24 protein-coding genes, 1 tRNA gene and 2 pseudogenes are annotated in these 25,421 nt (G+C 62.6%); 20 read left to right on the top strand and 7 right to left on the bottom strand.

Going from position 1 to position 25,421, the window contains the following annotated elements; translation table 11 throughout:
* Nucleotides 1-3 precede the first annotated feature (3 nt).
* The 7 genes from ACE3PP_RS01750 to ACE3PP_RS01720 all read left to right on the top strand — a co-directional run bounded on the left by ACE3PP_RS01750 (nt 4) and on the right by ACE3PP_RS01720 (nt 6,837).
* Entirely contained in the window at nt 4-1,056 is a 1,053-nt protein-coding gene (locus ACE3PP_RS01750) for an ABC transporter ATP-binding protein (RefSeq protein WP_374377452.1), read from the top strand.
* 29 nt (nt 1,057-1,085) lie between these two features.
* A complete protein-coding gene (locus ACE3PP_RS01745) occupies nt 1,086-1,829 on the top strand; it encodes an SDR family oxidoreductase (protein WP_374377451.1) in 744 nt (247 codons plus the stop codon).
* 8 nt (nt 1,830-1,837) lie between these two features.
* Nucleotides 1,838-2,686 carry a fumarylacetoacetate hydrolase family protein gene (locus ACE3PP_RS01740; RefSeq protein WP_374377450.1) on the top strand — a complete coding sequence of 283 codons (849 nt, stop codon included), beginning with the start codon at nt 1,838-1,840 and terminating at the stop codon, nt 2,684-2,686.
* A gap of 2 nt (nt 2,687-2,688) precedes the next feature.
* Nucleotides 2,689-3,633 carry a carbohydrate kinase gene (locus ACE3PP_RS01735; RefSeq protein WP_374377449.1) on the top strand — a complete coding sequence of 315 codons (945 nt, stop codon included), beginning with the start codon at nt 2,689-2,691 and terminating at the stop codon, nt 3,631-3,633.
* Complete coding sequence (locus tag ACE3PP_RS01730) at nt 3,630-4,292, top strand: transaldolase family protein (RefSeq protein WP_374377448.1); 663 nt, start codon at nt 3,630-3,632, stop codon at nt 4,290-4,292. The genes ACE3PP_RS01735 and ACE3PP_RS01730 overlap by 4 nt, the downstream gene beginning before the upstream one ends.
* A 182-nt stretch (nt 4,293-4,474) precedes the next feature.
* Nucleotides 4,475-5,371, top strand: a complete 897-nt coding sequence (locus ACE3PP_RS01725) for a bifunctional 5,10-methylenetetrahydrofolate dehydrogenase/5,10-methenyltetrahydrofolate cyclohydrolase (RefSeq protein ID WP_374377447.1) — start codon at nt 4,475-4,477, stop codon at nt 5,369-5,371.
* A gap of 38 nt (nt 5,372-5,409) precedes the next feature.
* Nucleotides 5,410-6,837 (top strand): C69 family dipeptidase, encoded by a 1,428-nt coding sequence (locus tag ACE3PP_RS01720; RefSeq protein WP_374377446.1) that lies wholly within the window; start codon nt 5,410-5,412, stop codon nt 6,835-6,837.
* Nucleotides 6,838-6,845: 8 nt separating this feature from the next.
* Here ACE3PP_RS01720 and ACE3PP_RS01715 read toward each other — a convergent pair whose 3' ends face one another.
* Nucleotides 6,846-8,153: an MFS transporter gene (locus ACE3PP_RS01715; RefSeq protein ID WP_374377445.1), complete on the bottom strand. Its 1,308-nt coding sequence runs from the start codon at nt 8,151-8,153 to the stop codon at nt 6,846-6,848.
* Nucleotides 8,154-8,317: 164 nt separating this feature from the next.
* On the opposite strand from ACE3PP_RS01715, the gene ACE3PP_RS01710 reads away from it, so the two are divergent.
* On the top strand, nt 8,318-8,884 hold the full coding sequence (locus ACE3PP_RS01710) for a TetR/AcrR family transcriptional regulator (RefSeq protein WP_374377444.1): 567 nt from the start codon (nt 8,318-8,320) through the stop codon (nt 8,882-8,884).
* Nucleotides 8,885-9,017: 133 nt separating this feature from the next.
* On the top strand, nt 9,018-9,956 hold the full coding sequence (locus ACE3PP_RS01705; protein ID WP_374377443.1) for a dihydrodipicolinate synthase family protein: 939 nt from the start codon (nt 9,018-9,020) through the stop codon (nt 9,954-9,956).
* Nucleotides 9,957-10,095: 139 nt separating this feature from the next.
* On the opposite strand, the gene ACE3PP_RS01700 is transcribed toward ACE3PP_RS01705, so the two are convergent.
* Nucleotides 10,096-10,170: transfer RNA gene (locus ACE3PP_RS01700), tRNA-Val, on the bottom strand.
* A gap of 281 nt (nt 10,171-10,451) precedes the next feature.
* On the opposite strand from ACE3PP_RS01700, the gene ACE3PP_RS01695 reads away from it, so the two are divergent.
* The 3 genes from ACE3PP_RS01695 (at nt 10,452) to ACE3PP_RS01685 (ending at nt 12,929) form a co-directional block, all read left to right on the top strand.
* Entirely contained in the window at nt 10,452-11,363 is a 912-nt protein-coding gene (locus ACE3PP_RS01695) for an N-formylglutamate amidohydrolase (protein ID WP_374377442.1), read from the top strand.
* Nucleotides 11,360-11,905 carry an N-acetyltransferase family protein gene (locus ACE3PP_RS01690; protein WP_374377441.1) on the top strand — a complete coding sequence of 182 codons (546 nt, stop codon included), beginning with the start codon at nt 11,360-11,362 and terminating at the stop codon, nt 11,903-11,905. Before ACE3PP_RS01695 ends, ACE3PP_RS01690 begins: the two co-directional genes overlap by 4 nt.
* A 364-nt stretch (nt 11,906-12,269) precedes the next feature.
* Nucleotides 12,270-12,929, top strand: a complete 660-nt coding sequence (locus ACE3PP_RS01685) for a glutathione S-transferase family protein (RefSeq protein WP_374377440.1) — start codon at nt 12,270-12,272, stop codon at nt 12,927-12,929.
* Nucleotides 12,930-12,938: 9 nt separating this feature from the next.
* On the opposite strand, the gene ACE3PP_RS01680 is transcribed toward ACE3PP_RS01685, so the two are convergent.
* Nucleotides 12,939-14,354, bottom strand: a complete 1,416-nt coding sequence (locus ACE3PP_RS01680) for an MFS transporter (RefSeq protein ID WP_374377439.1) — start codon at nt 14,352-14,354, stop codon at nt 12,939-12,941.
* A gap of 272 nt (nt 14,355-14,626) precedes the next feature.
* Between ACE3PP_RS01680 and ACE3PP_RS01675 the strand changes: the two genes are divergently transcribed.
* Both ACE3PP_RS01675 and ACE3PP_RS01670 read left to right on the top strand, forming a co-directional pair.
* Nucleotides 14,627-14,980, top strand: a complete 354-nt coding sequence (locus ACE3PP_RS01675) for a cupin domain-containing protein (RefSeq protein WP_374377438.1) — start codon at nt 14,627-14,629, stop codon at nt 14,978-14,980.
* Nucleotides 14,981-15,049: 69 nt separating this feature from the next.
* The gene (locus ACE3PP_RS01670) at nt 15,050-16,246 is read left to right on the top strand and encodes an EAL domain-containing protein (protein ID WP_374377437.1); all 1,197 of its coding nucleotides are present in this window, start codon (nt 15,050-15,052) and stop codon (nt 16,244-16,246) included.
* 20 nt (nt 16,247-16,266) lie between these two features.
* On the opposite strand, the gene ACE3PP_RS01665 is transcribed toward ACE3PP_RS01670, so the two are convergent.
* Both ACE3PP_RS01665 and ACE3PP_RS01660 read right to left on the bottom strand, forming a co-directional pair.
* Nucleotides 16,267-16,632, bottom strand: a complete 366-nt coding sequence (locus tag ACE3PP_RS01665) for a DUF983 domain-containing protein (RefSeq protein ID WP_374377436.1) — start codon at nt 16,630-16,632, stop codon at nt 16,267-16,269.
* A gap of 91 nt (nt 16,633-16,723) precedes the next feature.
* Nucleotides 16,724-18,127, bottom strand: coding sequence for an amidase (locus ACE3PP_RS01660; protein ID WP_374377435.1), 1,404 nt, complete (start codon nt 18,125-18,127; stop codon nt 16,724-16,726).
* A 122-nt stretch (nt 18,128-18,249) separates the two neighbouring features.
* Here ACE3PP_RS01660 and ACE3PP_RS01655 point away from each other — a divergent pair, with 122 nt between their 5' ends.
* The gene (locus tag ACE3PP_RS01655) at nt 18,250-19,131 is read left to right on the top strand and encodes a PAS domain-containing protein (RefSeq protein ID WP_374377434.1); all 882 of its coding nucleotides are present in this window, start codon (nt 18,250-18,252) and stop codon (nt 19,129-19,131) included.
* A 6-nt stretch (nt 19,132-19,137) separates the two neighbouring features.
* On the opposite strand, the gene ACE3PP_RS01650 is transcribed toward ACE3PP_RS01655, so the two are convergent.
* Entirely contained in the window at nt 19,138-20,232 is a 1,095-nt protein-coding gene (locus ACE3PP_RS01650; protein ID WP_374377433.1) for an extracellular solute-binding protein, read from the bottom strand.
* A gap of 78 nt (nt 20,233-20,310) precedes the next feature.
* Nucleotides 20,311-21,807: a CoA-acylating methylmalonate-semialdehyde dehydrogenase gene (locus ACE3PP_RS01645; protein ID WP_374377432.1), complete on the bottom strand. Its 1,497-nt coding sequence runs from the start codon at nt 21,805-21,807 to the stop codon at nt 20,311-20,313.
* A gap of 164 nt (nt 21,808-21,971) precedes the next feature.
* Here ACE3PP_RS01645 and ACE3PP_RS01640 point away from each other — a divergent pair, with 164 nt between their 5' ends.
* The 5 genes and pseudogenes from ACE3PP_RS01640 (at nt 21,972) to ACE3PP_RS01620 (ending at nt 25,381) form a co-directional block, all read left to right on the top strand.
* The gene (locus tag ACE3PP_RS01640) at nt 21,972-22,799 is read left to right on the top strand and encodes a class I SAM-dependent methyltransferase (protein WP_374377431.1); all 828 of its coding nucleotides are present in this window, start codon (nt 21,972-21,974) and stop codon (nt 22,797-22,799) included.
* 17 nt (nt 22,800-22,816) lie between these two features.
* Nucleotides 22,817-22,933, top strand: a pseudogene (locus ACE3PP_RS01635) (hypothetical protein); the annotation flags it as partial.
* A gap of 31 nt (nt 22,934-22,964) precedes the next feature.
* A pseudogene (locus ACE3PP_RS01630) lies at nt 22,965-23,740 on the top strand (DDE-type integrase/transposase/recombinase); the annotation flags it as partial.
* A gap of 136 nt (nt 23,741-23,876) precedes the next feature.
* Nucleotides 23,877-24,254, top strand: a complete 378-nt coding sequence (locus ACE3PP_RS01625; protein WP_374377430.1) for a hypothetical protein — start codon at nt 23,877-23,879, stop codon at nt 24,252-24,254.
* A 479-nt stretch (nt 24,255-24,733) separates the two neighbouring features.
* Complete coding sequence (locus ACE3PP_RS01620) at nt 24,734-25,381, top strand: DsbA family oxidoreductase (protein WP_374377429.1); 648 nt, start codon at nt 24,734-24,736, stop codon at nt 25,379-25,381.
* Nucleotides 25,382-25,421 lie beyond the last annotated feature (40 nt).

Here is a 25,421-nt window from a genome sequence, read left to right as displayed (position 1 = left end):
AAGATGACGGTCGTTCTCGAGCGTGTCGCCAAGACTTTCGGTCCCGTGCAGGTGCTGCACGAACTCAACCTCACTGTGAAGGAGGGGGAGTTTCTCGTGCTGCTGGGGGCGTCCGGCTCCGGCAAGACCACGGCGCTGCGCATGGTGGCGGGTCTGGAAACGGTTTCCAGCGGCCGCATCCTCATCAACAATCGCGACGTGACCCATGTGCTGCCGAAGAATCGGGACGTGGCGATGGTGTTCCAATCCTATGCGCTCTATCCGCACAAGACGGTCGCCGAGAATATCGGCTATCCGCTGAAGATCCGCAGGACTCCGCGCGCCGAGATGGATGCGCGCATCCGCGACGTGGCCGATCAGGTGCAGTTGACGCCCTATCTCGAACGATATCCGCGCCAGCTCTCCGGCGGCCAGCGTCAGCGTGTGGCCCTGGCGCGCGCGATGGTGCGCCGACCGGCTGTCTTCCTGATGGACGAACCGCTTTCCAATCTCGATGCCAAGCTGCGCGGCCATATGCGCGCGGAATTGAAGCATATGCAGCACCAGCTGGGCATCACCACCATCTATGTGACGCATGATCAAGTGGAAGCGATGACGCTGGCGCATCGCGTCGCCCTGCTCGAAGGTGGCGCCTTGCAGCAGCTCGACGCGCCGGCCCGCATCTACAACGATCCCGCCAATCTCTTTGTTGCCCAATTCATTGGTGCGCCGCCGATGAATTTGCTCAGCGGCGCTCTGTCGGGCGGTACCTTCGCGATCGGCGCACAACGTATCCCCGTCGAAAGTGCCGCAGATTGTGCCGATGCAAGGCTCGGCATCCGGCCGGAAGATTGTCGCATCGTCGATGCCGGGGGCGGGCGTATCGGTGGCAACATCTACGCGACCGAATTGATCGGCGATCACACCTTGGTCACGGTCAAGACCGAGGGCGGCATGGTAACGGTGAAGGCCGCCAAGGATTTCGCTGCCGAGGTCGGACTGAACGCCGCCATTGCCTTCGATGACGATCGCCTGTTCCTCTTTGACGCCCGTTCCGGGCATCGCATTCGCCAATGAAAATCACCTAACAAACGGAATCATGAAAGATGAGTGACAGGCTTAAGGGGAAGCGTGCCCTGGTGACGGCAGCGGGGCAGGGGATCGGCGCCGCCACCGCCCGCGCCTTCGCGGCGGAAGGCGCGATCGTTCTCGCCACCGACATTTCCGCCGATGGATTGAAGAATCTCAGTGGCGTACCAGGCATCACCACGTCGGTCCTCGATGTGACGAAGAGTGAGGCGGTGGCCGATTGTGTCGCCAAGGTGGGGGCAGTCGACATTCTCTTCAACTGCGCTGGTTTCGTCCATCACGGCACCATTCTCGATTGCGCCGAGAAGGATTGGGATTTCAGCTTCGATCTCAACGTGAAATCCATGTATCGCACCATTCGCGCGGCGCTCCCCGGCATGTTGGAGCGGGGCCGGGGTTCGATCGTCAACATGGCCTCCGTCGCCTCGTCGATGATCGCGGTTCCCAACCGTTTCGCCTATGGCGCCAGCAAGGCCGCCGTCATCGGGCTCACGAAATCCGTGGCGGCGGATTTCGTCACCAAGGGCATTCGCTGCAATGCGATCTGCCCGGGGACGGTCGAAAGTCCTTCCCTTCAGGACCGGATGCGGGCGCTCGGTGATTATGACACCGCCCGCGCCGCCTTCATCGCCCGTCAACCGATGGGGCGTCTGGGCACGCCGGAGGAAATTGCCGCTGCGGCGGTCTTTCTTGCCGGCGACGAATCTGCTTTGATGACCGGCGTGGCTCTGGCCGTCGATGGCGGTTGGACAAATATCTGAGGCATTCGATGAAATTGCTGCGTTACGGCGCCAAGGGCGCCGAGAAACCGGGCCTGCTCGACAAGAACGGCCAGATCCGCGACCTCTCCCAACATGTGCCGGACATTGCCGGCGCCGTTCTGTCGGACGACAGCCTGGCCCGCCTTGCCAAGATCGATCCGGCGACCCTGCCGCTGGTCGAGGGCCCGGTGCGCTATGGCGCCTGCGTGGGCCAGATCGGCAAGTTCATCTGCGTCGGTCTCAACTACTCCGACCATGCCAAGGAGACTGGCGCTGAACCGCCCAAGGAGCCGATCCTTTTCATGAAGGCGACCAGCGCCGTGTGCGGGCCCAATGACAATGTCATGATCCCGCGCAACTCTGAAAAGACGGATTGGGAGGTTGAACTCGGCGTTGTCATCGGGCGCGAGGCGCGCTATGTGGCCGAGAAGGACGCGCTGTCCTATGTCGCCGGCTATTGCGTTATCAACGACGTCTCCGAACGCGCCTTCCAGACCGAGCGCGGCGGCCAATGGGTCAAAGGCAAATCGGCCGATACGTTCGGCCCGACCGGTCCGTGGCTGGTGACGCGCGATGAGGTCAAGGACCCGCAGAACCTCGCGATGTGGCTCGACGTCGATACGAAGCGCTATCAGAACGGCTCCACCAAGACGATGATCTTCGGTGTTGCCCATCTGGTGCATTACATCTCGCAATTCATGAGCCTGCAGTCGGGCGATGTGATCTCCACCGGCACGCCGCCGGGCGTCGGCTTGGGTCAAAAGCCCAATCCGATCTATCTCAAGGCGGGCCAGGTGATGCGCCTCGGCATCGAGGGGCTGGGCGAGCAGCGCCAGCAGGTCATTGCGACGCCCTGACGATGTTTCTATCCTGCGGCGACGCGCTCTTCGACTGTTTCTCCGTTCCGACCGACGGCCCGGCCACCATCCGCTTGGATGGAAGGGTCGGTGGCTCGCCCTTGAATGTCGCCGTCGGTCTCGCCCGGCTCGGGCGGCAGGTGGGCTATTTCACCAAGAACTCGACCGACCTCTTCGGCCGCCGCATTCTTGCCTTCCTGCAGCAGGAGCGTGTCGATACCAGCCTCATCGTGCCGACGTCGCGCAACTCGACGCTGGCGATGGTCGAACTCGACAAGAGCGGCAGTGCTTCCTACGCCTTCTATACCGGCGGCACCGCCGATCGCTCGCTGGAAATGGGCGATCTGCCCACGCAATTGCCGGCGGCGATCCGCGCCATTCATATCGGCTCCTATTCGACCGCAACCGAACCCACCGCGAGCAGCCTCGTCGCGCTGGTGAAGCGCGAGCGCGATCGGCGTTTCATCTCCTACGATCCCAATATTCGTCCCTCGATCGAGCCTGACCTGGATGTCTGGCGTGCGCGCATTGCCTCGCTCACGGGCACGGCGCATCTCTTGAAGCTCAGTTCCGAGGATGCCGAGCTGCTCTATCCCAGGCAATCTATCGAGAGCCTCGCCGCCGATTGGACGCGGCGCGGGGTACGTCTCGTCATCATGACTCGGGGTGCCGAGGGCGCGGTCGCTTTCACGGGTCACGGCGTCAGCGCAGCGGTGCCCGGCATCCATGTCAATGTCGTCGATACGGTCGGGGCCGGGGATACGTTCCAGGCGGCGACCCTTGCCTGGCTCGAAAAGCATGACGCGCTGGGGAGTGCTGAAGCAGCGGATCTCGATTCCGATGCGCTGCGCAGTTTGCTATCCTGCGGGGCGCGGGCTGCCGCCATTACCTGCAGCAGGCGCGGTGCCGATCTGCCGCATGCTGCCGACCTCAAGGAGCTGGCATGACCTACCGCCTCTTTATCGACAGCGCCACCGCCGCCGATTGGCGCGTCGGGCTCGCGCGCGGCTGGCTGCACGGCGTCACCACCAACCCGCTCATCCTCTCCAAGGCCGGCGGGCGCGTCGATCTTCCGACCGCAGCCGAAATCGTGGGCCTTGTGCGCGAATTGGGCATCGGCGAGTTGCAATTGCAGGCGACCGGTCACGATGCGGCCGGACTGCTGGCGAGTGGCAAGGCGCTTCGCCATCTCTGGCACGGTGTCACCGTGAAGGTACCGGCGACTGCGGCTGGTTTCGAAGCGGCGGCAACTCTCTGCCGCGACGGTGTGCCAGTTACCATCACCGCCTGCTATACCGCCCATCAGACGATGCTCGCCGCCTCGATCGGTGCACATTATGTGGCACCCTATTACGGGCGCATGCTCGATGCCGGCATCGATGCCGATGGCAGGCTCGACGCGATGCAGTCGATCGCGGCGCGCCAGGGCAATCTCCGCGTCCTCGTCGCCAGCATCCGTTCGCTCGATCAGCTCGAGACGCTGACCGCGCGCGGCTTCGACACCTTCACCCTGACCCCGGCGCTGGCCGCCGCGGTGGGAATCGACCCGCAAAGTGATGGGGCGGCAGCCGATTTCATGAAGGCCGCCGAAAACACCCTGAAATAGAGCCGGAATCGACCCGGAATTGACCCGGAATCGCCCTCGCTGGTCGCTCTGGGGCTGAACAGGCATTCAAAAATTGAATGCGTGGTCAGGCTTGCCGATGACCCCGGGGTGCCGCATGGACTTTGCCCCCCGGCGCGGCTAAAAGCTGCTTCAGTTCTTGTCACAGTCTGGATCCGGATTTCATGTCGAATGCATTGCTGAACGGTCGCGAGGTCGCCGAGACCATGCTGGTGCAGACCCGCGTCCAGGTCGCCGACCTCAAAGCGAGCGGCTGGGCGCCGAAGCTCTGCTCGATCTCAGTGGGTGATGTCAGCGCCGTGCAACTCTATGTGCGCAATCAGAAGCGTACCGCCGAGAAGGCCGATATCCAGTTCGAGGAGCTGCATTTCCCGGCCAACATCCAGCAGGAGCAATTGCTGGCGACGATCCACGGGATGAATGCTGATCCGCGCGTCACCGGCATCATCCTGCAGCGACCGGTGCCGCAGCATCTGTCGATCAAGCAATTGCAGGGTGCCATCCATCCGCTGAAGGATGTCGAAGGCATGCATCCCGCCTCGATCGGCAACATCGTCTACAACGAACTGGAGCTTGGCCCCTGTACGGCGATGGCCTCGGTCGAGTTGCTGCGGCATACGGGCCTCAGCCTGGCCGGCCTCGAAGTCGTGGTCGTCGGCCATTCCGAAATCGTCGGCAAGCCGATCGCCTTCCTGCTGATGGCCGAGGGTGCCACCGTGACCGTGTGCCATCACATGACCCGCAACCTGTCGGTCCACAGCCGCCGCGCCGATGCGCTGTTCGTCGCCGTCGGCAAGCCGGGCCTCATCAATGCGGAAATGGTGAAACCGGGTGCTGCCGTCATCGATATCGGCATCAACCAGATCACGCTGCCGGACGGTTCGACCAAGGTCGTGGGCGATGTCGACTTTGCCTCCGTCTCGCAGATCGCCGGTTGGATCACACCGGTCCCTGGCGGTGTCGGCCCGGTCACGGTTGCGGTGCTCATGCGCAACGCCGTCATCGGTGCCACGCGGCAGAAGAAGCATTACGAAAGCCTGTTCGGACCCCAGGCGCAGTAGCAGCGTTCACTCCGCGCTGTACTGGGGCAGGGGGCACGATGAGCTACGGACTCTATATCGGCAAGAATCTGACGGCGGATGGGCTGGCGTATCTTGCCGGTTATGGGGACGAGCCGTCGAGCCATTGGCTGGAAATTGTGCCGCGCCAACAATATGAGGCCGGTGCGACGATCACGGTCGGCGTGACGCCGCAGGCGGATCTCCCCGGTGTCCTTAGCGAAATCCCGCAAGTGGCCGAGACGGCGCGCAATATCCGCGTCAGCTATTCCTATTATCTTGGCGTGCCAGCACCGCTCACCAATGGCGGCTTGAACGAGCATGGCGTTGCTGTGCGCGATATCTGGTCGACCTCACGCGACGAGCTCATCGCGCTGACGCCCAAGGATCAGACCGGGCCCAACTACAGCGATCTGGCGCGCATCGTGCTGGAACGCGCGCGCTCGGCCCGCGAAGGTGTGGCGATCATCGGCGATCTCATCGCGCGTCATGGTTATGCTGATTACGGCGGCAATTCGCATCTCATCGCCGATGCCGAGGAAGCCTGGGTTGTGATCCAATGTTCCGGCGGCAAGGGTCTGTGGGCGGCCGAGCGCTTGGGGTCTGACAGCATCCGTGCATCGCGGCCCGGCTATATCGGTGTCATACCCATCGACCGGCCGGATCATCCGGACTTTCTTTATGCGCCCAACCTGGTCTCGTTTGCGATGGCGCAAGGCTGGTTCGATCCCGCGGCCGGCAGGCCGTTCGACCTCAACAAGGTCTATGGCGACGGGAAGGGACCCTGGGCCGGCGCGCAATGGATCGAAGCGGAAATGGCGCGGCGCGCGGCGCGGCCCCAGAAAATCGGCATCGACGACATCTTCTGGGCAGTCCGTACCGAGAAGCTGACCGGCGATACGGCAGGCTATGGGCAGGTGGTGCCGCTCTACGGCGCACGCACACCGACCCTGCGCATGCTGTGGCACACGCAGGTCGGCGCCATCGCGGCACCCTTCGTGCCGGTCTTCATGGGCATCGAGCATGTGCCCGAAGAATATCGCCAGCACCGCTACCTCACCGCAGGCGAGTCCGCGCGCTTTGTCGATCTGCGCCACGGCGCCGAGGTACTGTCCGTCGTGCCGCAGGGAATCGAATCGACCCGTTCGGCCAGCGCCGTGTTCAAGCGGCTGCTCTATCTCGTGGCCGAGCATGATGATCTGTACCGCCCGGAAGTGACGGCGGTCTGGGAAGCGACCGAGCGGAAACTGGTCGCTGATTATCCCGGTATCGTTGAAACGGCGCAGACGTTGATCGACGCCGGCAAGCCCGACCTTGCCGCCTCATTCCTCACTTATTATTGCCGTACCGAATTGCTGGCGGCCTTGGAGTTAGGCGAGACGCTGGCGCGGAGTATCGAGGCGCGCACCCGCGCGCTGTTCGGCATCAGCACGGACCTGACACCTAAATCGGCCAAGCAGATCTGGTAGGCACGCCGCTATTCGGCGACCGCGACCTGCACATGAGTTGCGCGTTTCCGCACCGTCAGCAGCAGGATCGAGGCGACGAGGCAGAGCGCGCCTGCCGTGAAGAAGGCGGGGAGATAGGTATCAAGCTCCGTCCGCGACCAGCCGGCCCCATAGGCCGCCGTCGCAGCGCCCAATTGATGCGCGGCAAAGACCCAGCCGAAGATGAGATTGGCGCGTTCCCGGCCGAAGCGTTCGGCGCAGAGCTTCACCGTCGGCGGCACCGTTGCGATCCAGTCGAGGCCGTAGAAGACAGCAAAAACGGAGAGGCCGACGAAGGTGAAGTCGGAGGCCGGCAGATAAAGCAGCGACAGGCCGCGCAGACCGTAATACCAGAACAGCAGCCAGCGATTGTCGAAGCGGTCTGAGAGCCAGCCCGAAGCCACCGTGCCGATGAAATCGAAGATGCCCATCAAGGCGAGCAGGTTGGCACTGGTCTGTTCCGGCACGCCGAAATCGAGGCAGAAGGGAATGAGATGCGGCTGAATGAGGCCGTTGGTGCTGGTGCCGCAGATGAAGAAGGTGAAGGCGAGCACCCAGAACACCCAGGAACGGGAGGCATCCTTAAGGGCGTGGAGGGCGGCAAAGGTGATCGAATGCGACGCGGCGGCAGCCTGGGCCGCAACGGTACCGGCAACCGAAGACCCGTTGTCGCCATAGGGGAGAAGGCCGATATCCGCCGGCCGGTTGCGCATCACGGCAGTGACGATGAGGGCGACGAGCCCCAGCAGAATGCAGAGCAGCCCGATCGACCAGCGCCAGCCGACTGTCTCAGCGATATGGATGAAAAGCGGAATGAAGACGAGTTGCCCGGTCGCCGCACTCGCAGTGAGGAAGCCGATGACAAGGCCGCGCCGCTGGGTGAACCAGCGCGTGGCGACGGTCGCCCCCAGCACCATCGCCGTCATGCCCGTGCCGAAGCCCAGCACGACGCCCCAGAGAAAGATGAGCTGCCAGACATTGGTCATGGCGAGTGACGCCGCCAGCCCGAAGATGATCAGCGCCAGCGAGGTCAGGATCATGCGGCGCACGCCGAACTTGTTCATCAGCGCCGCAGCGAAGGGACCCATCAATCCATAGAGCACCAGGCGAACGGCAAAGGCGCTGGAGATGTCGGACGTGGTCCAGGCGAATTCCTTTTGCAGGGAAACGAGCAGCACAGCCGGGCCGCCCATCGCCCCGGCGGTCACCAGCATGGTGAGGAAAGTGGTCGCGGCGACCGCCCATCCATAGTGGATGCCCCGGCGGGCAAGGGCGGCGGCGAGGGCGTTTGAAATCATCGGCGGTTTCCTGCACGCTTGTTTAACGGTAGGACAATCGGCTGCATCCCCGGCGTGGCGCCAAGTACATAAATGGGACTGCAGAGACAATCCGCTTGAATGGAATTATGATGATGATCATGATTACCGCAAGAGCCGAAGCCGTGCAGATTTGAGGTAGGGCCATGAAGGTAACGCGTGAGAAAGCAGCAGAGCATCGTACCGCCATCGTGCGGGCGGCGGCGGATCTGTTTCGTGCCCGGGGCCTGGGCGGTGTCGGTGTCGCCGAGATCATGCAGGCGGCCGGCCTGACGCATGGCGGCTTCTACGGCCATTTCAAATCCAAGGATGCGCTGGCAGCCGAAGCCTGTCGGGCGGCTTTCGATGAGGGACTGAGCCGCGTCGCCAAAGACAGCGATATCGAAAGCTATGTCGCCCGCTATTTCACCCCGGCCCATCGCGACCGGCAGATGGGCGGCTGCCCGATGGTGGCCCTGGGCAGCGAAATCCGGCACCAGGAGACAGAAGTTCAGGCAAAGTTCGCCGGTGGCGTTGCCGACTATCTGGCTGGAATCGAAGCGCTTATCAAGCGGTCCGAGCCGGAACTGCCAGCGGCGGAGGTCCGCACAAGGGCCATCGCCACCGTCTCCGCCCTGGTCGGCGGCATGATCCTGGCGCGGGCAACAGCCGAAACGCAGCCGGCGCTTTCGGCCGAGATTTTGGCAACGCTGCCCGGCGCCATCTCCCACTGAGGATGCGCTGCCCCTAAGGTGGGCGCACGACCCCATTGCCTTCTCTCAGAGATGGGGGTATTGGTATGCAAGATTGTATACAATATCCAAGAGGCCGACAGTGGCGGCCGCACCAGCGATGAGGAGACGTATCTTGAGCAGCAATGTTTTCCGGGGCTGCATCCCGGCCTTGATGACCCCTTGCAAGCCTGACCGGACCCCCGATTTCGCGGCGCTCGTCAAAAAGGCGAAGGAGCTGATCGGCCTCGGCATGTCGGGCGTCGTCTATTGCGGGTCGATGGGCGATTGGCCGCTCCTCACCGACGAGCAGCGCATGGAGGGTGTCGAGCATCTGGTGAAGGCCGGCGTGCCGGTCATCGTCGGCACCGGCGCCCAGAACCCGGCGCGCGCGGCGGCCCTGGCCGCCCACGCCAAGAAGGTCGGCGCCAAGGGCTTGATGGTCATTCCGCGCGTGCTGTCGCGCAGTCCCGTGCCGGCGGCGCAGAAGGCGCATTTCGCCGGTATCCTTGAAGCGGCGGTCGATCTGCCCGCCGTCATCTATAACAGCCCCTACTACGGCTTCGAGACCAAGGCCGACCTCTTCTTCGAGCTGCGCCAGAAATATCCGCATCTGGTCGGCTTCAAGGAATTCGGTGGCGCCAGCTCGCTGAGCTACGCGGCCGAGCACATCACCGGGCGCGACAAATCGCTGGCGCTGATGATCGGCGTCGACACGCAGGTGTTCCACGGCTTCGTCAATTGTGGCGCCGTCGGCGCCATCACGGGCATCGGCAACGTGCTGCCGAAGCATGTGCTGCATCTCGTGGAACTGTGCGAGAAGGCCGCCAAGGGCGATGTGGTCGCGCGCCGCCAGGCCAAGGAACTCGATGAGGCGCTGATGGTGCTCTCGACCTATGACGAAGGCCCCGACCTGGTGCTCTATTTCAAATACATGCTGGTGCTGGAAGGCAACCCGGAATTCACGCTGCACTTCAATGCCAGCGATGAACTGTCCGCCAGCCAGAAGCATTTCGCCGAAACGCAGTTGAAGCTCTTCAAGAACTGGTACGCGAACTGGGAAGGGCGGAAGTAAGCGCAATCGGCCAGAATGTGGAAGGGCGGCGCCGGCGACGGGCGCCGCCTTTTTCATGTTCGTGCGAATATGGCGCGACGATTCCGCAATGGCCGGAATGGGCTTTGCAGCAGAGAACGAGTAATCGCGCAAAGGAAAATGGTGGGCGCGACAGGGATTGAACCTGTGACCCCTACCATGTCAAGGTAGTGCTCTCCCGCTGAGCTACGCGCCCGCCTGGACCTTGCGACCATCCCGCCTGGAGTTCGGGGGTGGTGGGCATGAACGGGCTGGGTTGGGATGGCCCGTTCGGTCGGCGGGTGGCGAAATAGCATCCTCGCCCGGGGAATGCAAGCCTTGCTGGCGGGATGTCGAGAAATCTTTGCTGGCGTAAGAAGATAGGCTCAATCAGCGGTATCTGACCGGGGTATGGCGAAAATGCCCCCTCTATCCCTTTGGCATCAGTGACAGGCGCCGAAAAAGACACTAAATCTGAAGCGGATGCCACACGGTGACTTGCAACGCGAGCCGGCCAACAGTGCGACTGTCCTTGAATCCGTCGCCAACGGTCCTGCCATTTTCAACCTGGTCCGGCCGACATCGTGGCGGGCCCCGCTGATCATTGCCTCGCCGCATTCCGGCCAGGACTACCCACCCGAATTTCTGGAGAGTACCGGCCTGTCGCAGCAGGAGCTGCGCCTTTCCGAGGATTGCTATGTCGACCAGCTGGTCGGCGCCGCGCCCGAGCTGGGTGTGCCGCTTCTGGCGGCGCTCTTCCCGCGCAGCTTCTGCGACGTCAATCGCGAGCCGCTGGAGCTTGATCCGGCGATGTTCAGCGATCCGCTGCCCAAGGGTGCCAATGTTTCCTCGCCCCGGGTCGCTGCGGGGCTTGGCGTCGTGCCGCGCCTCGGCGCCAACGACCGCGAGATCTATCTGCGCAAACTGACCTTTGCCGAGGCGGAGGCGCGTCTGGCGCGTTACTACCGGCCCTATCATGCGGCGCTCAACGCGCTCTGCAACGAGGCGGTTGCGCAATTCGGCGCCTGCCTCATCCTGGACTGCCATTCCATGCCTTCGGTGGGTGGGGCGCATGATCCGCGCTATGCACCGAGCGGCCGCGTGGATTTCGTGCTCGGCGATTGCTTCGGCGCCTCCTGCGCCCCCGGAATTACCGCTGCGGTCGATGCCTTCCTGCGTGCCGGCGGTGCCAATATGCGCCGCAATTCGCCCTATTCGGGGGGGTACGTGACGCAGCATTACGGCCGGCCGGCGGCCGGCGTCCATGTGTTGCAGGTCGAAATCAACCGCGCCCTCTATGTCGACGAGCGCTCGCTGGAGAAGAAGCCGAGCTTTGCCGCAGTGCAGGCGTCCATGTCGGGTCTCATCGCCATGCTGGCGGAGAAGGCAGCGGAGCTCCTCAAGACATGAACGGTATCGCTATTCGCGCGGCAGAAGCGGCGGATCTTCCGGCCATCGCCCGCATCTATGCCCGGCACGTGCAAGAGGGCCTGGCGAGCTTCGAGGAGACACCGCCCGATCTTGGCGAGATGACACGGCGCTGGCAGGCCATCGTGGCGGCAGGGCTGCCTTACCTGGTCGCCAGTGCTGATCAGGGCGATGGTCAGGGCCAAATCGCCGGCTACGCCTATGCGGGCCCCTACCGCCCGCGCAGCGCCTATCGTTTCACGGTCGAGGATTCGATCTATCTCGATCCGGCCTTTGCCGGGCGGGGCATCGGGCGGGCGTTGCTCGGCCGGGTGCTGGAGGCCTGCGAGGCAGCGGGCAAGCGGCAGGTGATCGCGGTCATCGGCGATTCGGCCAATGCGGCCTCGATCGGCCTCCACCGCGCGCTCGGATTCGAAATGACCGGGACGTTCCACGCCATCGGGTTCAAATTCGGCCGCTGGGTGGACAGCGTCCTCATGCAGCGCGCCCTCGGAAAAGGCGCGGACACTGCTCCGACAAATTAATCTTTTCAGCGATTTAGTGCGCGGGCAGAAAAAAAAGGCCGTGCTTTTGGCACGGCCCAAGTTCTGGGAGGAAACGCCCATGAGGGGCGCCTTGTGACGACGCCTGTCAGGGGAGAAATGCGTCGTCACGACCCAAAGATGGCGTTTTTGCAGTGCAATGTCAAGTCTTTGAGCACTGGTTAATTAAGCGTCATCATGCTGAAAAAACTAGCAAATTTGTGTTGCTGCCTTGCAACACTATTCGATTGATAGAGTATCACTGAACAGAGTGCTAAACCGCAAAAACTGACGGCTTTCCGCGGGCTTGGCAGCGCTGCCAGCAAGCCGATTGCCCCGCGCGAAGGTGCCCGCTAACGTTCCTCACATGACCGAAATCCTCCTTTCCGGCCCCCTCAACGGCACGCATGTGGTTGCCGCGCGACTGGCATGCGAGGAAAAAGGCCTGCTCTATAGTGTGCAGGAGCCCGATTTGTTGAAAGCGGGCGGCTTTCGACTCGCCGAATTGCTGACCTATCTGTGCGAGCGCCAGCCGACCCTGTCCCATGCCGGGCTGATGCTGTTCGATCTGGAAGCGATCCTGCGTTATGTCGACGAAGGCTTTCCGGGGCCGATTCTGCAACCCGACAATCCCCGCGACCGGGCCCTGATGACCCAGATCATGGCCGTGATACGCGCCCATCTGGCACCGTCGGCGGTCGGCGTCGTCATCGCCCAGCGCCTCTTCGTGCCGTTCCTGGGCGGTGCGCCGGACCTCAATGTCGTCACGCGCATCATTCCGGCGATGCGGGATTCGCTCTATGCCATCGAGCAGCTGTCGCTTCTCTCGCATGACGGCGCGCAGTCGGAATTTCTGATCGGCGGCGATCTCAGCCTTGCCGACATCATGCTGATGCCGATCGCCGGCTATCTGATGGCGACACCGGAAGGGAAGACGGCCCTGCAAGCCTCGACGCGCCTGTCGCGTTGGTGGATCAGCCTGTCGCGCCGCGCCGCCTGGGCAAGGTGCAAGCCCAGATTGGGATAGCGGCGGCACCTAGGCCGCGTGATGCCGTACCAAGCCGATGAAGCGCAGCACGCAGAGCAGGCCGAAAAACGGTGCCAGCGTACCAACCGAGAGAACCCAGGTGACCGCGCGGGCGACGTCGGCCGGTTCCAGCGCGTCGGTGAGGCCGGCGGCGTTGGCGATGGCTCCTGCCGCCGCTGCGCCGAAAGCGATGCCGAGCGAACGCATGGTCGGAATGGACGAGGCCGTGATCGATTCCTCGCCCTTGGCCGCGTGGCGCATGGTGGCCGCGACGACATGAAGGTTCGAACTGCCGAGGCCGATGCCGACGAGCCCATTGCAGGCCGCGATGGCAAGTGGCGGCAGGATCGTCACGCCGAAGGCCAGCGCCACCAGCCCCGTGACACAGAAGCAGAGGCCGACGATCATCGCCGAGAAGGCGGCCTTGCCTTGCCATTTGGCGGTGAAGACCGAAGCGGCCGTCCAGCCGATGGCCAGTGTCGCCATCATGTAGCCGGCGACGATGGGCGACTGGCCGTGGAGTTCCTGCAATGCCAGCGGCAAAAATACGCCGATCACCGTATGCGTCATCGAGGCGAGGAACATGACCCAATAGCCGGTCCCCGTCGTGGTGGCGAGGGACAAGGGGCTGCTGGGAAAGATGCGGCTGAGGCCGCGGCGGTCAAGCAGGAAGGTTGCGAAGACCAGCGCGATGGCCAGTGCAATGAGGCCCAGCCTTTCGGCGATGTTGGCACCCTCGCTGGCGATGCCGATGCTCATGACGCCGGCACTGAGCAGCCCTAGACGACCGAAGGGGAATTGCGGCATGTCGCCCCGCTGCGGCTTGTCGGCCGGCAGGCGCGTCAAGGCGACGGCGAGGAAGAGCAGCACGAAGGGCGTGTTGAACCAGAAGGCACCGCGCCAGAAATCGAAAGCGGCGAAGGTGCCGCCCAGGGCCGGGCCGATCAATGCCGCGACACCCCAGGTCGAGGAAATGAGGGCGAGCAGCGGCTTCTTGAGGTGTTCGGGAAAAAGCTCACCCACCATCGCCATCGAGCGCGACAGGACGATGCCACCGCCAAATCCCTGAACGAAGCGCGCCAGGATGAAGAACTCCATGCGCGGTGCCGCCGCGCAGCAGATGGAGCCGAAGAGAAAAAGAATGGCACCCACGCAATAGGCGCGGCGCCCACCATAGCGCAGGCGGAGCGGTGCCGTCGCGGCGGCGCCGATGATCGATGCCACCATGTAGAGCATGGTCGACCAGGCATAGAAATGGGCGCCGCCCAGGTCGCGCACCACATCCGGCATGACGGTCGAAACGACGAAGACATCGACGGCATGCAACCCAATGCCGAGATTGAGCATGACGACGTAAAGCCCCAGCCCATGTCCGAACAAGGCGCGCCACGTACCGGCCGGAGCTGTCGATGTCGGCGAAGTCATGCGTGGCATCCTTGATGGGGCAAATGCTCCGCGCGGGGTGCGAGGGCGGTGGACTGTAGAAGGAGAGGCATAAGAGGTCAAAATCTCTCAGCGCGGATCAGCCATGCTTTCACGCACCGGTTTTTGCTCGCGCTTTCGCACGCAAGGGTGTTTTGCACTGCCGAATGACGATGTTTGCCTTGTCGGCGTATCGCCTGGCCATGAGCTTGCCAAGCTGGCGACGGAAGCCGGTTTGATGTTAGAAATGCACTATGCAAATTGGGGGAATTCGAATGAGCGTCAAATTGATCCGTTTCGGCAGCAATCCGCCCGCCGTGGAGACCGGCAAGCCCGGCAATGTCGTCAGCGGCAATCCCAGCACCAAGCTGCAGAACTATTATACCGACACGAGCGGCCAGTTCTTCGCCGGCATCTGGGAAGCCTCGCCCGGCAAATGGCAGGTCAGTTACGGCGAAGAGGAATTTTGCGCCATTCTGGCCGGGAAAGTGATCCTGACCAATGCCGATGGGGTTGCCGAGACATTCGTCACCGGTGACGCCTTCATCATTCCTAAAGGCTTCACTGGTACCTGGGAGACAGTGGAAGCCGTGAAGAAGTGGTACGTGATCTTTGAGCCGAAAGGCTGATTGCGGCGCGTGGCGGTGGCAGGCCGCGCGGGCCGGCCGGCAGTTCGGGATGCCGTAAGGGGTTGAAGGTTGCGCGTTCTCATCATCGACGAGCAGAACATCACGCGCCGCATGGCGGCGAAAATGGTGCGCGACAGCGGCGCGGGGGAAGTGCTCGAGGCCGAAAGCCCGCTGCATGCGATGACGATCCTCGAAGCGCAGGACCGCCCGGTCGATCTGGTCATCACCGACATCAAGGCCGCAAAGGACGACAGTCTGGACGGTGTCGAATTCGTGCGCCGCGTTGCCGAGCGACGGTTGGTCGAACATCTCGTCATCGCCTCGGCTCTCGAAGAGTCGATCATCCGCTCGATCGAGACGATGGCGCGCGGATTTGGCATCGAATTTGCCGGTCACGTCAGGCGCCCCATCAGCCCGGAAAGCCTGCGGCCGCTGATCGTGCGCCTGGTGGCGCGGCGCGCGGCTGCCCCATTGCTGAAGCCGCGATCGGTGCATGTCACGGTCGAGGATCTGCGTCACGCCATCGCCGACAAGCAGTTCGTTCCGCATTTCCAGCCGCGCGTGCGACGCGAGGATGGTGGCGTCACCGCCGTCGAGGCCCTAATCCGCTGGCGGCATCCGGATCGCGGGCTGGTGTCGCCCGGCGCGTTCATTCCGCTGGCCGACCGCACGGGCCTCATCGACGGCATTACCGATGTCGTGCTGGAAAAGTCGATCAGCTGGGCGCGCATCTGGCGCGACAGCGGCATCGACATCGCGGTCTCGGTCAATCTCACGGAAAATGGCCTCAACCAGCCGGGTCTGCCGGAGCGGATCGCCGATCTGGCGCATCAGCATCAGGTGCCGCATGAACGTATCGTGCTGGAAGTGACCGAATCCGCGGCCATCACCGACAGCGCGGCCTCGCTCGAAGCCCTCGCCAGACTGCGCATCAAAGGATTCGGCCTGTCGATCGACGATTTCGGCACCGGCATGGGAACGCCCGAACAATTGGCGCGGACCCCGTTCACCGAAGTGAAGATCGATCAGGCGCTGGTAACGGGCGTCTTCGACCAGCCGCAATTCTTCGGCGTGCTGGAATATTCACTGAAGCTGGCGCGACACCTGGGGCTGAAGACGGTGGCCGAGGGCGTCGAAAGCCAGGACGATTGGCAGCTGCTCAGCGACCTCGGCTGCGACGAGATGCAAGGCTATCATGTCGCCAGACCGATGCCCGGTGAAGAGATCGAGGGCTGGGTGCAGGGTTGGCACCGCGAGGCACTGTAGCTCGCGGCGCAGGCCGCCGCTCAGGTCTCGGCGTTCGACGAATAGATCACGGCCATGACGGCGCCCTTGATAAAGGGCAGCAGACCCAGCGTCATGAACAACGTCACCGGCATCCAGATCGCCGCCTGCACCCAGCTGGGCGGATGCGCATAGGTTTCCAGCGCCAGCAGGCCAGGAACGACGACATGCCCGACGATCGCGATGGTGAAATAGGCGGGTGCATCATCGGCACGCAGCGGCTCGAACGGCAGGTCGCAATGCGAGCATTGCTCGGCGATCGACAAATAGCCGCGAAACATGGCGCCCTCGCCGCAGCGCGGGCACTTGCGCCGCCAACCGCGCAGCAGAGCCGTGCGCCAGTTCGTCGACGTATCCAAGGTGTCCATGAGCAAAAGTCCTTTAACCCACTATTTCACTAAACCATACCTATGACTGGCGAAGCCGCCATGCGGCTGATTGTCACCTGCAACGCGCGTCCTAAGCCTTTGAAAGATTTGGCCGCTGAAAGGGGCGTCCCTGTTCGAAAGCGCGCGCTGCATTGAGGACCGCGCGATCACCATAGAGCGGCCCTATGATTTGGAGACCGATCGGAAGGCCGGCTGCGGTGAGGCCGCAGGGGACCGAGATGGCGGGTTGGCGGGTGAGGTTGAACGGGTAGGTGAAGGGTGTCCAGTCGGACCATTGCCTGTGCCGGTCCTGATCCGGGAAATCGAGGCCAGCGGCAAAGGCCGGTATGGGCATGGTCGGCGTCAGCAGCAGATCGAAGCGCTGGTGGAACTGGTTCATCGCCGTCCCCATCGCCTCCCGCGCTTTTACTGCCGCCATATGCTCCATCAGCGAAATGCGGCGCCCCATATCGACAATGGCAGCGAGGCCCGGATCGAGCAGCGCCTGCTTATCTGCCGGGAACTGGTTGACGAGGAAGGCGGCCCCGGCAAACCAATGCGCCTGGAACGTCGCCAGGCTCGCTTCAAGCACATGGTCCACTTGCTCGACCTTGGCGCCCAGCGCTTCGAAGACGAGGGCGGCCTTGGCAACGCAGGCGCCTACTTCCGGATCGACGGCTTCTCCGGCAAGGCTCGGTGCATAGGCGATACGCCATCCGGCGATGTTGCCGTTGAGGGTTTCGTGAAAATCGGCGGGCTCCACCGGCAAGGCGTACCAGTCGCGCGGATCCGGGCGCGAGATGACCGAGAACATCAGTGCCGCATCGGCCACAGTGCGGGTCATCGGTCCGACATTGGCCAGACTGCCGAAGGGTGACAGCGGGAAAGCGGGCACGCGTCCGAACGTTGCCTTGAATCCGACGATGCCCGTGAAGCTCGCCGGAATGCGGATCGATCCGCCACCATCGGTGCCGATGTGCAGGGCGCCCATACCCGTGGCCGCCGCGACGGCAGCGCCGCCGCTCGAACCACCCGGTGTCAAGCTTGGGTTCCACGGGTTGCGCGTAATGCCGGTGAGGGGTGAATCAGTAACGCCCTTCCAGCCGAATTCGGGTGTTGTCGTCTTGCCGAGAATGATGCCGCCATGTTCGCGCAGGCGCGCGCTGCTTGGCGCATCGACGTTCCACTCCTGCGTGGCGTCGATCAGGCGCGATCCGCGCAGTGTCGGCATGCCTTTGCTGAGCACAAGGTCTTTCACCGAAACGGGCACGCCGTCGATCAGCCCCAATTGTGCACCGCGATGCCAGCGGGCCTCGGACTCCCGCGCTGCTGCGAGCGCGCCGTCTTGGTCGACAAAGCAATAGGAATTGAGGCTTGAGTTGTGGCGATCGATCCCGTCCAGCGCCGCGCGTGTTGCTTCGACCGGCGACAGTTTGCGGGCACGGTAGAGCGCCACCAGTTCGGTCGCGGTCAGAAAGGCGAGATCGTCCGGCATGAGGTCCATCCAAAAGGTTCGATTAACCAACTTTCAACCCTATTCCTGCATGGTTGCGCCCATCGTTTCAATGCTGCCGCGCTTGCGTGCGGTGCGACTTCACGAGATGGCCGGGGTAGGCGATGAGTTTGCAGGGCACATGGGAATTGTCCTTCCTGGTGGATAAGGACGGTCGGATTCTGGAAGGCCGCGGTGCCTGCAACGAGCATTTGGGGCTCAATCTCCAGAGCCTCATCGGGCGCTCTTTCTTCTCGTTCATTGCCAGCGACGAGCGCTCCTATTTCCGCCGCTTCATGGGGCAACTCAACCGGCCGCGCGCCAAGCGGGCGGCCCTCGTTTCATTGCAAACGACGACGAGCCTGCGCTCCTATGCGATGGAAGCCCAGGCGGGGCGTACGGCGGACGACAATTGGCTGATGTTCACCCGCGACACCGGTGGGGCAGAAGGTCTCGACGATCTCGATCTGCCCGTTGTGATGGCGGACGAGGGCCAATTTCTGCGCCTGGTCGAACTGGCTGCGTCTCAGGCATCGGCATCCCTCGATCTCACCACAATCGAGGTTGGCGGATTGAGCGATGCCAAGAAGCTTAGCGCCCTGGGGTCTGAGGAGATAGCCGCATTCGAGCGTAGCGTAGGCGAGACTTTGTCCGGCACGGCCCACGAAGGCATTCTGTCCAATCCGTCACGCGGCCTCTACAACCTGCTGCACGATCCATCGAAGAGCAGCGCCGCGATCGCCGAGGATCTGGCCAATGTCGCCGGTCGCCACGGCATCTCGCCTGCGCAGGCCGGTATCGCGCATGCGACCATGTCGGTGGCACCGAACACATCGCTCTCCAACATCCGAGAGTCGCTTGGCGTCATGCAGAAGCGCATGCCGAGCTATCAGAGCTGGGATGAACCGGCAAAGCAGAAGATGAGCGAAGGGCAGATCGCCGCGGCGCTTGGGATAGCCGCGTTCCTGCTCGGGGTCATCGGCATCGTCTTCTATATGATGTCCTGACCGGTATCAGGACCGCTGCAGCATATCCGCGAATTCCGTGCGGGCCTTGTCGAAATTGTCGGCCCACCATTTGCTGTCGACCACCACTTGCTGTGACAGATTTTCCGGCTGGGTTGGGTCGTAATCACGCAATGCCTTCGGCATCGCTGCTGTTGCTTCCGGGTTGACCGGGCCGACACGCTGCAGGTTGGTGAAATCGATTTGCCTGCCTGCATCCTGCATGTGCGCGATCAGCTTGAAAGCGTCGATCCCGGCCGGATTGCCCTTGGGTACCGCCCAGACCCCTGGATGCAGGATCCCACCGGCCCAGGTGAAGGCGATCTTTCCTTCCGTTTCCTTGGCCAGCGCCACGGCGCGCGTATGCCAGATGCAGGCCATCGAGATGGTCTTGTCGATGAACATCTGATGCACCTGCTCGCCGCTCTCCCACGTCTGCAGATTGGGCTTCAAGCGATCGATGCGGTTGATGGCCGTGGTCAGATCGATGGGATAGGGATTGGTCGGTTTGTCGGAACCGGCCATCATCGCTGCTTCGAAGGCGCCGTTCATCCAGCGGTAGACGGCGCGGCCACCTGGAAAATGCTTGGTGTCGAAGAAGTCCTTCCACGTCATCGGCGGGCGCTCGGCAAACCGCTCCGTGTCGAAGGCCAGCACGTAGGAATAGGTATAGCCGCCGGCGCCGTGGGTGAAGGCGAAGGGCGACATGATCTTGGCGGGATCGACGGTCTTGTAGTCGATCGAGCTCAAATGACCGCTGGCTCCTAAGCGCAGCGCCGTGAAGCCGTCGGCGTCGCAGACGTCCCAGGTGACGTCGCCGGAATCGACCAAGGTCCGGATGGCACCTTCGGTCGGCCCGGTGCCGTCGAAGACGATGGTCGAGCCGCTGGCGGCCTCGTAGCTCTTGCCGAAGGCGCGGGTCAGACTCTTGATCTCATCCCCACCCCAGGTGGCGAAGACCAGTTCCTTGGCGGCGGCGCGGCTCGTACCTGGCAGCAGGCTTGCTGCCGCGCTGCCAGTGAGCGCCGCCATGATCTGCCGCCGGGACCAGCCCTGCCGGCGGGCCAGGACAAAGGCATCCTGCAGGAAGGGGGTGAGGGGCATGGCGACTCCGCGAAAAGGAAACGGCCGGATCGGTTTAACCGATCCGGCCGCGGATAAAAAGATATCCGGGTGCGCGATTTACTTCATGGTCGGCATGACGAATTCGGCGCCGGAACGGATGCCGGTCGGCCAGCGGCCGGTGATCGTCTTCAGCTTGGTGAAGAAGCGGATGCCTTCCATGCCGTGCATGTGGTGATCGCCGAACAGCGAGCGCTTCCAGCCGCCGAAGCTGTTGAAGGCCATCGGCACCGGAATCGGCACGTTGACGCCGACCATGCCGACCTTGATGCGCGAGGTGAAGTCGCGGGCGGCGTCGCCATCGCGGGTGAAGATCGCGGTGCCGTTGCCGTATTCGTGGTCATTGATGAGCTTCACCGCGGCAGCATAGTCGGGGACGCGGACGACAGAGAGGACCGGGCCGAAAATCTCTTCCTTGTAGATCTTCATTTCCGGGGTGACGTGATCGAACAGGCAGCCACCGAGGAAATAGCCGTTCTCGTAACCCTGCAGCTTCAAAGTACGGCCGTCGACCACCAGCTTGGCGCCTTCCTTGACGCCCTGGTCGACATAGCCCTTCACTTTTTCATAATGCTGCTTGGTGACGAGCGGACCCATTTCGGCTTCCGGGTCGGTGCCCGGCGCAACCTTCATGCCGCGTACGCGCGGGGCCAGCTTGTCGACGATGGTGTCGCCGACCTTGTCGCCCACCGCGACGGCGACCGAGATCGCCATGCAGCGCTCGCCGGCCGAACCGTATCCGGCACCCATGAGGGCGTCGGCGGCTTGGTCCATGTCGGCATCCGGCATGATGATCATGTGGTTCTTGGCGCCGCCCAGTGCCTGGACGCGCTTACCGTGCGCGGTGCCTGTCGTGTAGATGTATTCGGCAATCGGCGTCGAGCCGACGAAGCTGATGGCTTCGATGCCGGGATGGGTAAGGAGCGCATCGACCGCGACCTTGTCGCCGTGGACGACGTTGAAGACACCATCGGGGAGCCCCGCCTTCTTGAGGAGGTCGGCCACCATCAACGAGACCGAGGGGTCGCGCTCGGAGGGCTTCAAGATGAAGCAATTGCCGGCGACGAGGGCGGTCGGGAACATCCACATCGGCACCATGGCCGGGAAGTTGAACGGCGTGATGCCGGCGACGACGCCCAAGGGCTGGCGCACAGACCAGCTGTCGACATTGGTGCCGACGTTTTCGCAGAACTCGCCCTTGAGGAGCTGCGGCGCACCGCAGGCGAACTCGATCACTTCGAGGCCGCGGGTGAATTCACCGCGCGCGTCCGAGAGGACCTTGCCATGCTCGGCCGTGATCATGGCGACGATCTTGTCGGCATTGTCTTCGGCGAGCTGCTTGAACTTGAACATGATGCGGGCGCGGGTGAGCGGCGGCGTGTTGGCCCAGCCCGGGAACGCGGCCTGGGCGTTCTTCACGGCGGCGTCGACTTCCTGGGCGGTCGCCAGATGGACCTTGGCCTGAACCTCGCCGGTCGCCGGGTTGAACACGTCGGAGGTGCGGCCCGATGTACCCGCCACTTCCTTGCCGCCGATGAAATGATTGATGGTCCGCATTGCCGCCCTCTCCAGATCAACAGGGATTGTTGTAGGTTGGCGCTGATATAGAGAAGCCACGCTTTGTGGTCAAGATTTTAATCAACATGATAAATATATTGAACGTTTGGCGGGCGCTTGAACAGGTGCATGCTGTTGACCCCACCGAACGGGAGGCTCGCGCCATGAACCTTGAAGATCGGGTACAGCAACATTACGGCGACGACGCGCTGTCACGGCGCGTCCTGGCGGCACTCAGCGAGGCAGGTAAGGATATCGACCGGCTGACGATCGATGATCTCGCCGCGGTCGACGAATTCCATCTCGGCTGGCGGGAGCAAACCAAGGCGCTGGCGGAAGTGCTGGAATTGCAGCCCGGAGAGCGCCTGCTGGATATCGGCTGCGGGATCGGTGGACCGGCACGCTTTATGGCGGTGCATGGCGGCTGCCATGTCAGCGGCATCGACCTCACCCCGCAATTCGTGGCGTTGGCACGGGACCTCACGCGCCGCTGCGGCCTGACCGAGCGCGTCGACTTCAAGATCGCGAGCGCGCTGGCCCAGCCGTTCGCGCCGGCGACGTTCGATGCGGCGATGCTGATCCATGTCGGCATGAACATCGCCGACAAGGCGCGCCTCTTCGCGGAGGCGCATCGCGTCCTGAAACCCGGCGGTCGTTTTGTGGTCTATGACGTCATGGCGCCCGACCCCACCAAGCTGACCTACCCGATGCCCTGGGCGGCCGATCCCGCCGCGTCGGCCGCGGCACCACCGGAGCTCTATCGTGAGACGCTGGCTGCGGCCGGATTCGAGATCGTGGGCGAACGTGACCGGTCGACCTTCGTGCGGGAACTGGCCGCCGCGATGCGCGAGAGGAATGCAGCCGAGGGCAGGCCACGCCTGGGCCTCCATCTGATCATGGGCGAGGCCGCTGACGTGCGCTTGAAGAACGTCATGGCGGCGTTGGAGCAGGGGCTGATCGTGCCCACCGAGATGATCGCCCGCGCCCGCTAATTGGCGGCAGGCATGAAATGAAAGAGGTATTGATCGTGACCAGCAGAATGAAGATCGATTTCGTTTCCGACGTTTCTTGTCCCTGGTGTGTCATCGGCCTGCGGGCGCTCGAGACGGCGCTGTCGCACCTCGCCGGGGAGATCGAGGCCGACATCCGTTTCCTTCCCTTCGAACTCAATCCGCATATGGGGCCGGAGGGGCAGAATATCGTCGAGAAATACGGATCGACCTCGCGCTAGAGGCACCGGAACTATCGCCCCGGGAACTGGCGATCCGCTTCACCGACACCAGGCGCTACTTCGTCTCGAAGGCATCGGTTTATCGGCTCTTGAAGGCCGCCGACAGCTTCCAGGACCTGACCACGGTGCCCAACCAGCTTTGGCAGACCGACTTTACCTATCTGAAGGTGATTGGCTGGGCTGGTATTATCTCTCGACGGTGCTGGATGACTACTCCCGCTACATCATCGCCTGGAAGCTTTGCACCACCATGAAAGCCTAGGATGTGACCGACACTCTCAACCTGGCGCTCATCGCCTCGGGCTGCGGCCGGGCCAAGGTCAGGCACCAGCCACGGCTGCTGTCGGACATGGGTCGAGCTACACCTTGGCCGATCTGGCTACCTGGCTGGAACGCAAGGGCATGCCGCACACGCGCGGTGCGCCCTATGACCCGCAGACACAGGGCAAGACCGAGCTCTGGCACGAAACCCTGAAGAACCGCATTCTGCTGGAGAACTACTACCTGCCGGGGGCGCTCGAGCCCAAAATCGATGCCTTCGTCGATCACTACAATCACCAGCGTTACCACGAGAGCATCAACAATCTGACGCCCGCCGATGTCTACTTCGGCCGCGGCCAAGCTATCATCGAACAACGGGGAAGGATCAAGCATGACACCATCACCCAACGACGCTTGCAACACCTAAACGCCGCTGCTTAAACTCAACAACCGATGAGCCGGATACTCCGTCAAATCACGACCAACAAAGTCTCAAATACTCTGCCGACGGACATGGCAAAGTACTCTATGGCCTTGATTGCAAGTCTGTATTCAATAGTTTGTCGGGAGTTGCGAAATGAAAGTGAAATGTATCCGATTGATCGATTCAGGTGGTCGTGAGGTGAATACCTCACCTTGGTTGAAGGTCGGCCAAGTATATAATGTATTGTCGATATTCATCGATCAGGACGGTAAACGTAGCTATGCAATTGTCGGCAATGAGCACGAAGGCGAATGGCCGAACATGGTTAGCCATGAAGCCGAATGTTTTGAGGTCGTAAGTACAATCGTACCTTCAAACTGGAGAGTCTGGATTCATGAATCGTCGGCTATAGGCGTGTCACCAGCAACGTGGCAAGCTCCCGATTTTGCAGAGCGTTTCTATGATCGCGATCCCTCGATACTGCCGATCTTTCAGCGTGAACGAGATATCATTGTAAGAGAGGAGTCGTGAATCTACGCCTACGACTGCGGAGAGGTTATGATGGTTCGTTGATGCAGACTTCATCAGGTTCGACGTACGGCCGGCGGAGGAGCGTCTGACTGATATCCAGCAAGATTTTGACCAGGGCGGTAGGTCGCGCCAGTCCTGAGGATCGTCAAGCTGAGGTCGGTCGAGCGGGGGCGCGATACATTGAGTTTGGAGAGGAGATGGCCGGAATCTCTATGCGGACTATCAGGCGGACGCGCACTATCAGGTGACCCATACCAGCGGCGGACGGTTGTCTATGTCGACCAATCAAAGCTGAGGCAGTCTTTTGGTCAAGCGGGCGGGCGCGTCTCGCTGGGAACCTATGAGTTCATGCCGGGAGGCGCTGAGGCGCGCTTGAAGAACGTCATGGCGGCGTTGGAGCAGGGGCTGATCGTGCCCACCGAGATGATCGCCCGCGCCCGCTAATTGGCGCCAGGCATGAAATGAAAGAGGTATTGATCGTGACCGACAAAATGAAGATCGATTTCGTTTCCGACGTTTCTTGTCCCTGGTGTGTCATCGGCCTGCGGGCGCTCGAGACGGCGCTGTCGCACCTCGCCGGGGAGATCGAGGCTGACATCCGTTTCCTTCCCTTCGAACTCAACCCGCATATGGGGCCGGAGGGGCAGAATATCGTCGAGCATATCGGCGAGAAATATGGATCGACCCCGGAGCAATCGGCCGAGACCCGGGCGATGATCCGCGAACGTGCCGGCAGCCTCGGCTTCGAGATGCGCATGAACGAGGCAAGCCGCATCTACAACACCTTCGACGCCCATCGCCTGCTGCATTGGGCGCTTGGCGAGGGCAAGCAATCGGCCTTGAAGCACGCGATGTTCAAGGCCTATTTCACCGATGGCGAGAACATGTCGGACCGCGAGACCTTGGTCCGCATCGCCGGCTCGGTCGGGCTCGACCCGGCGGCGGCCCGGCAGATACTGGCCGACGATACTTTCGCCGCCGATGTCCGTGCCGAGCAGGCCTATTACCGGCAGCAGGGCATCCATGCCGTGCCGGCGATTGTCATCAACGAGAAATATCTCATCTCCGGCGGGCAGCCGATCGAGGTGTTCGAGCGCGCATTGCGTGAGATTGCGACGCAGTCCTGATCGGCTTGCGCGCCGCCCCATCTGAATTCATTCGATTCAC

The sequence above is a fragment of the Dongia sp. genome, from assembly GCF_041910485.1.
Taxonomy (GTDB): Bacteria; Pseudomonadota; Alphaproteobacteria; order Dongiales; family Dongiaceae; genus Dongia.
The sequence above is the reverse complement of the archived record's forward strand: the minus strand, read 5'-3'. Positions and strand labels throughout refer to the sequence as shown.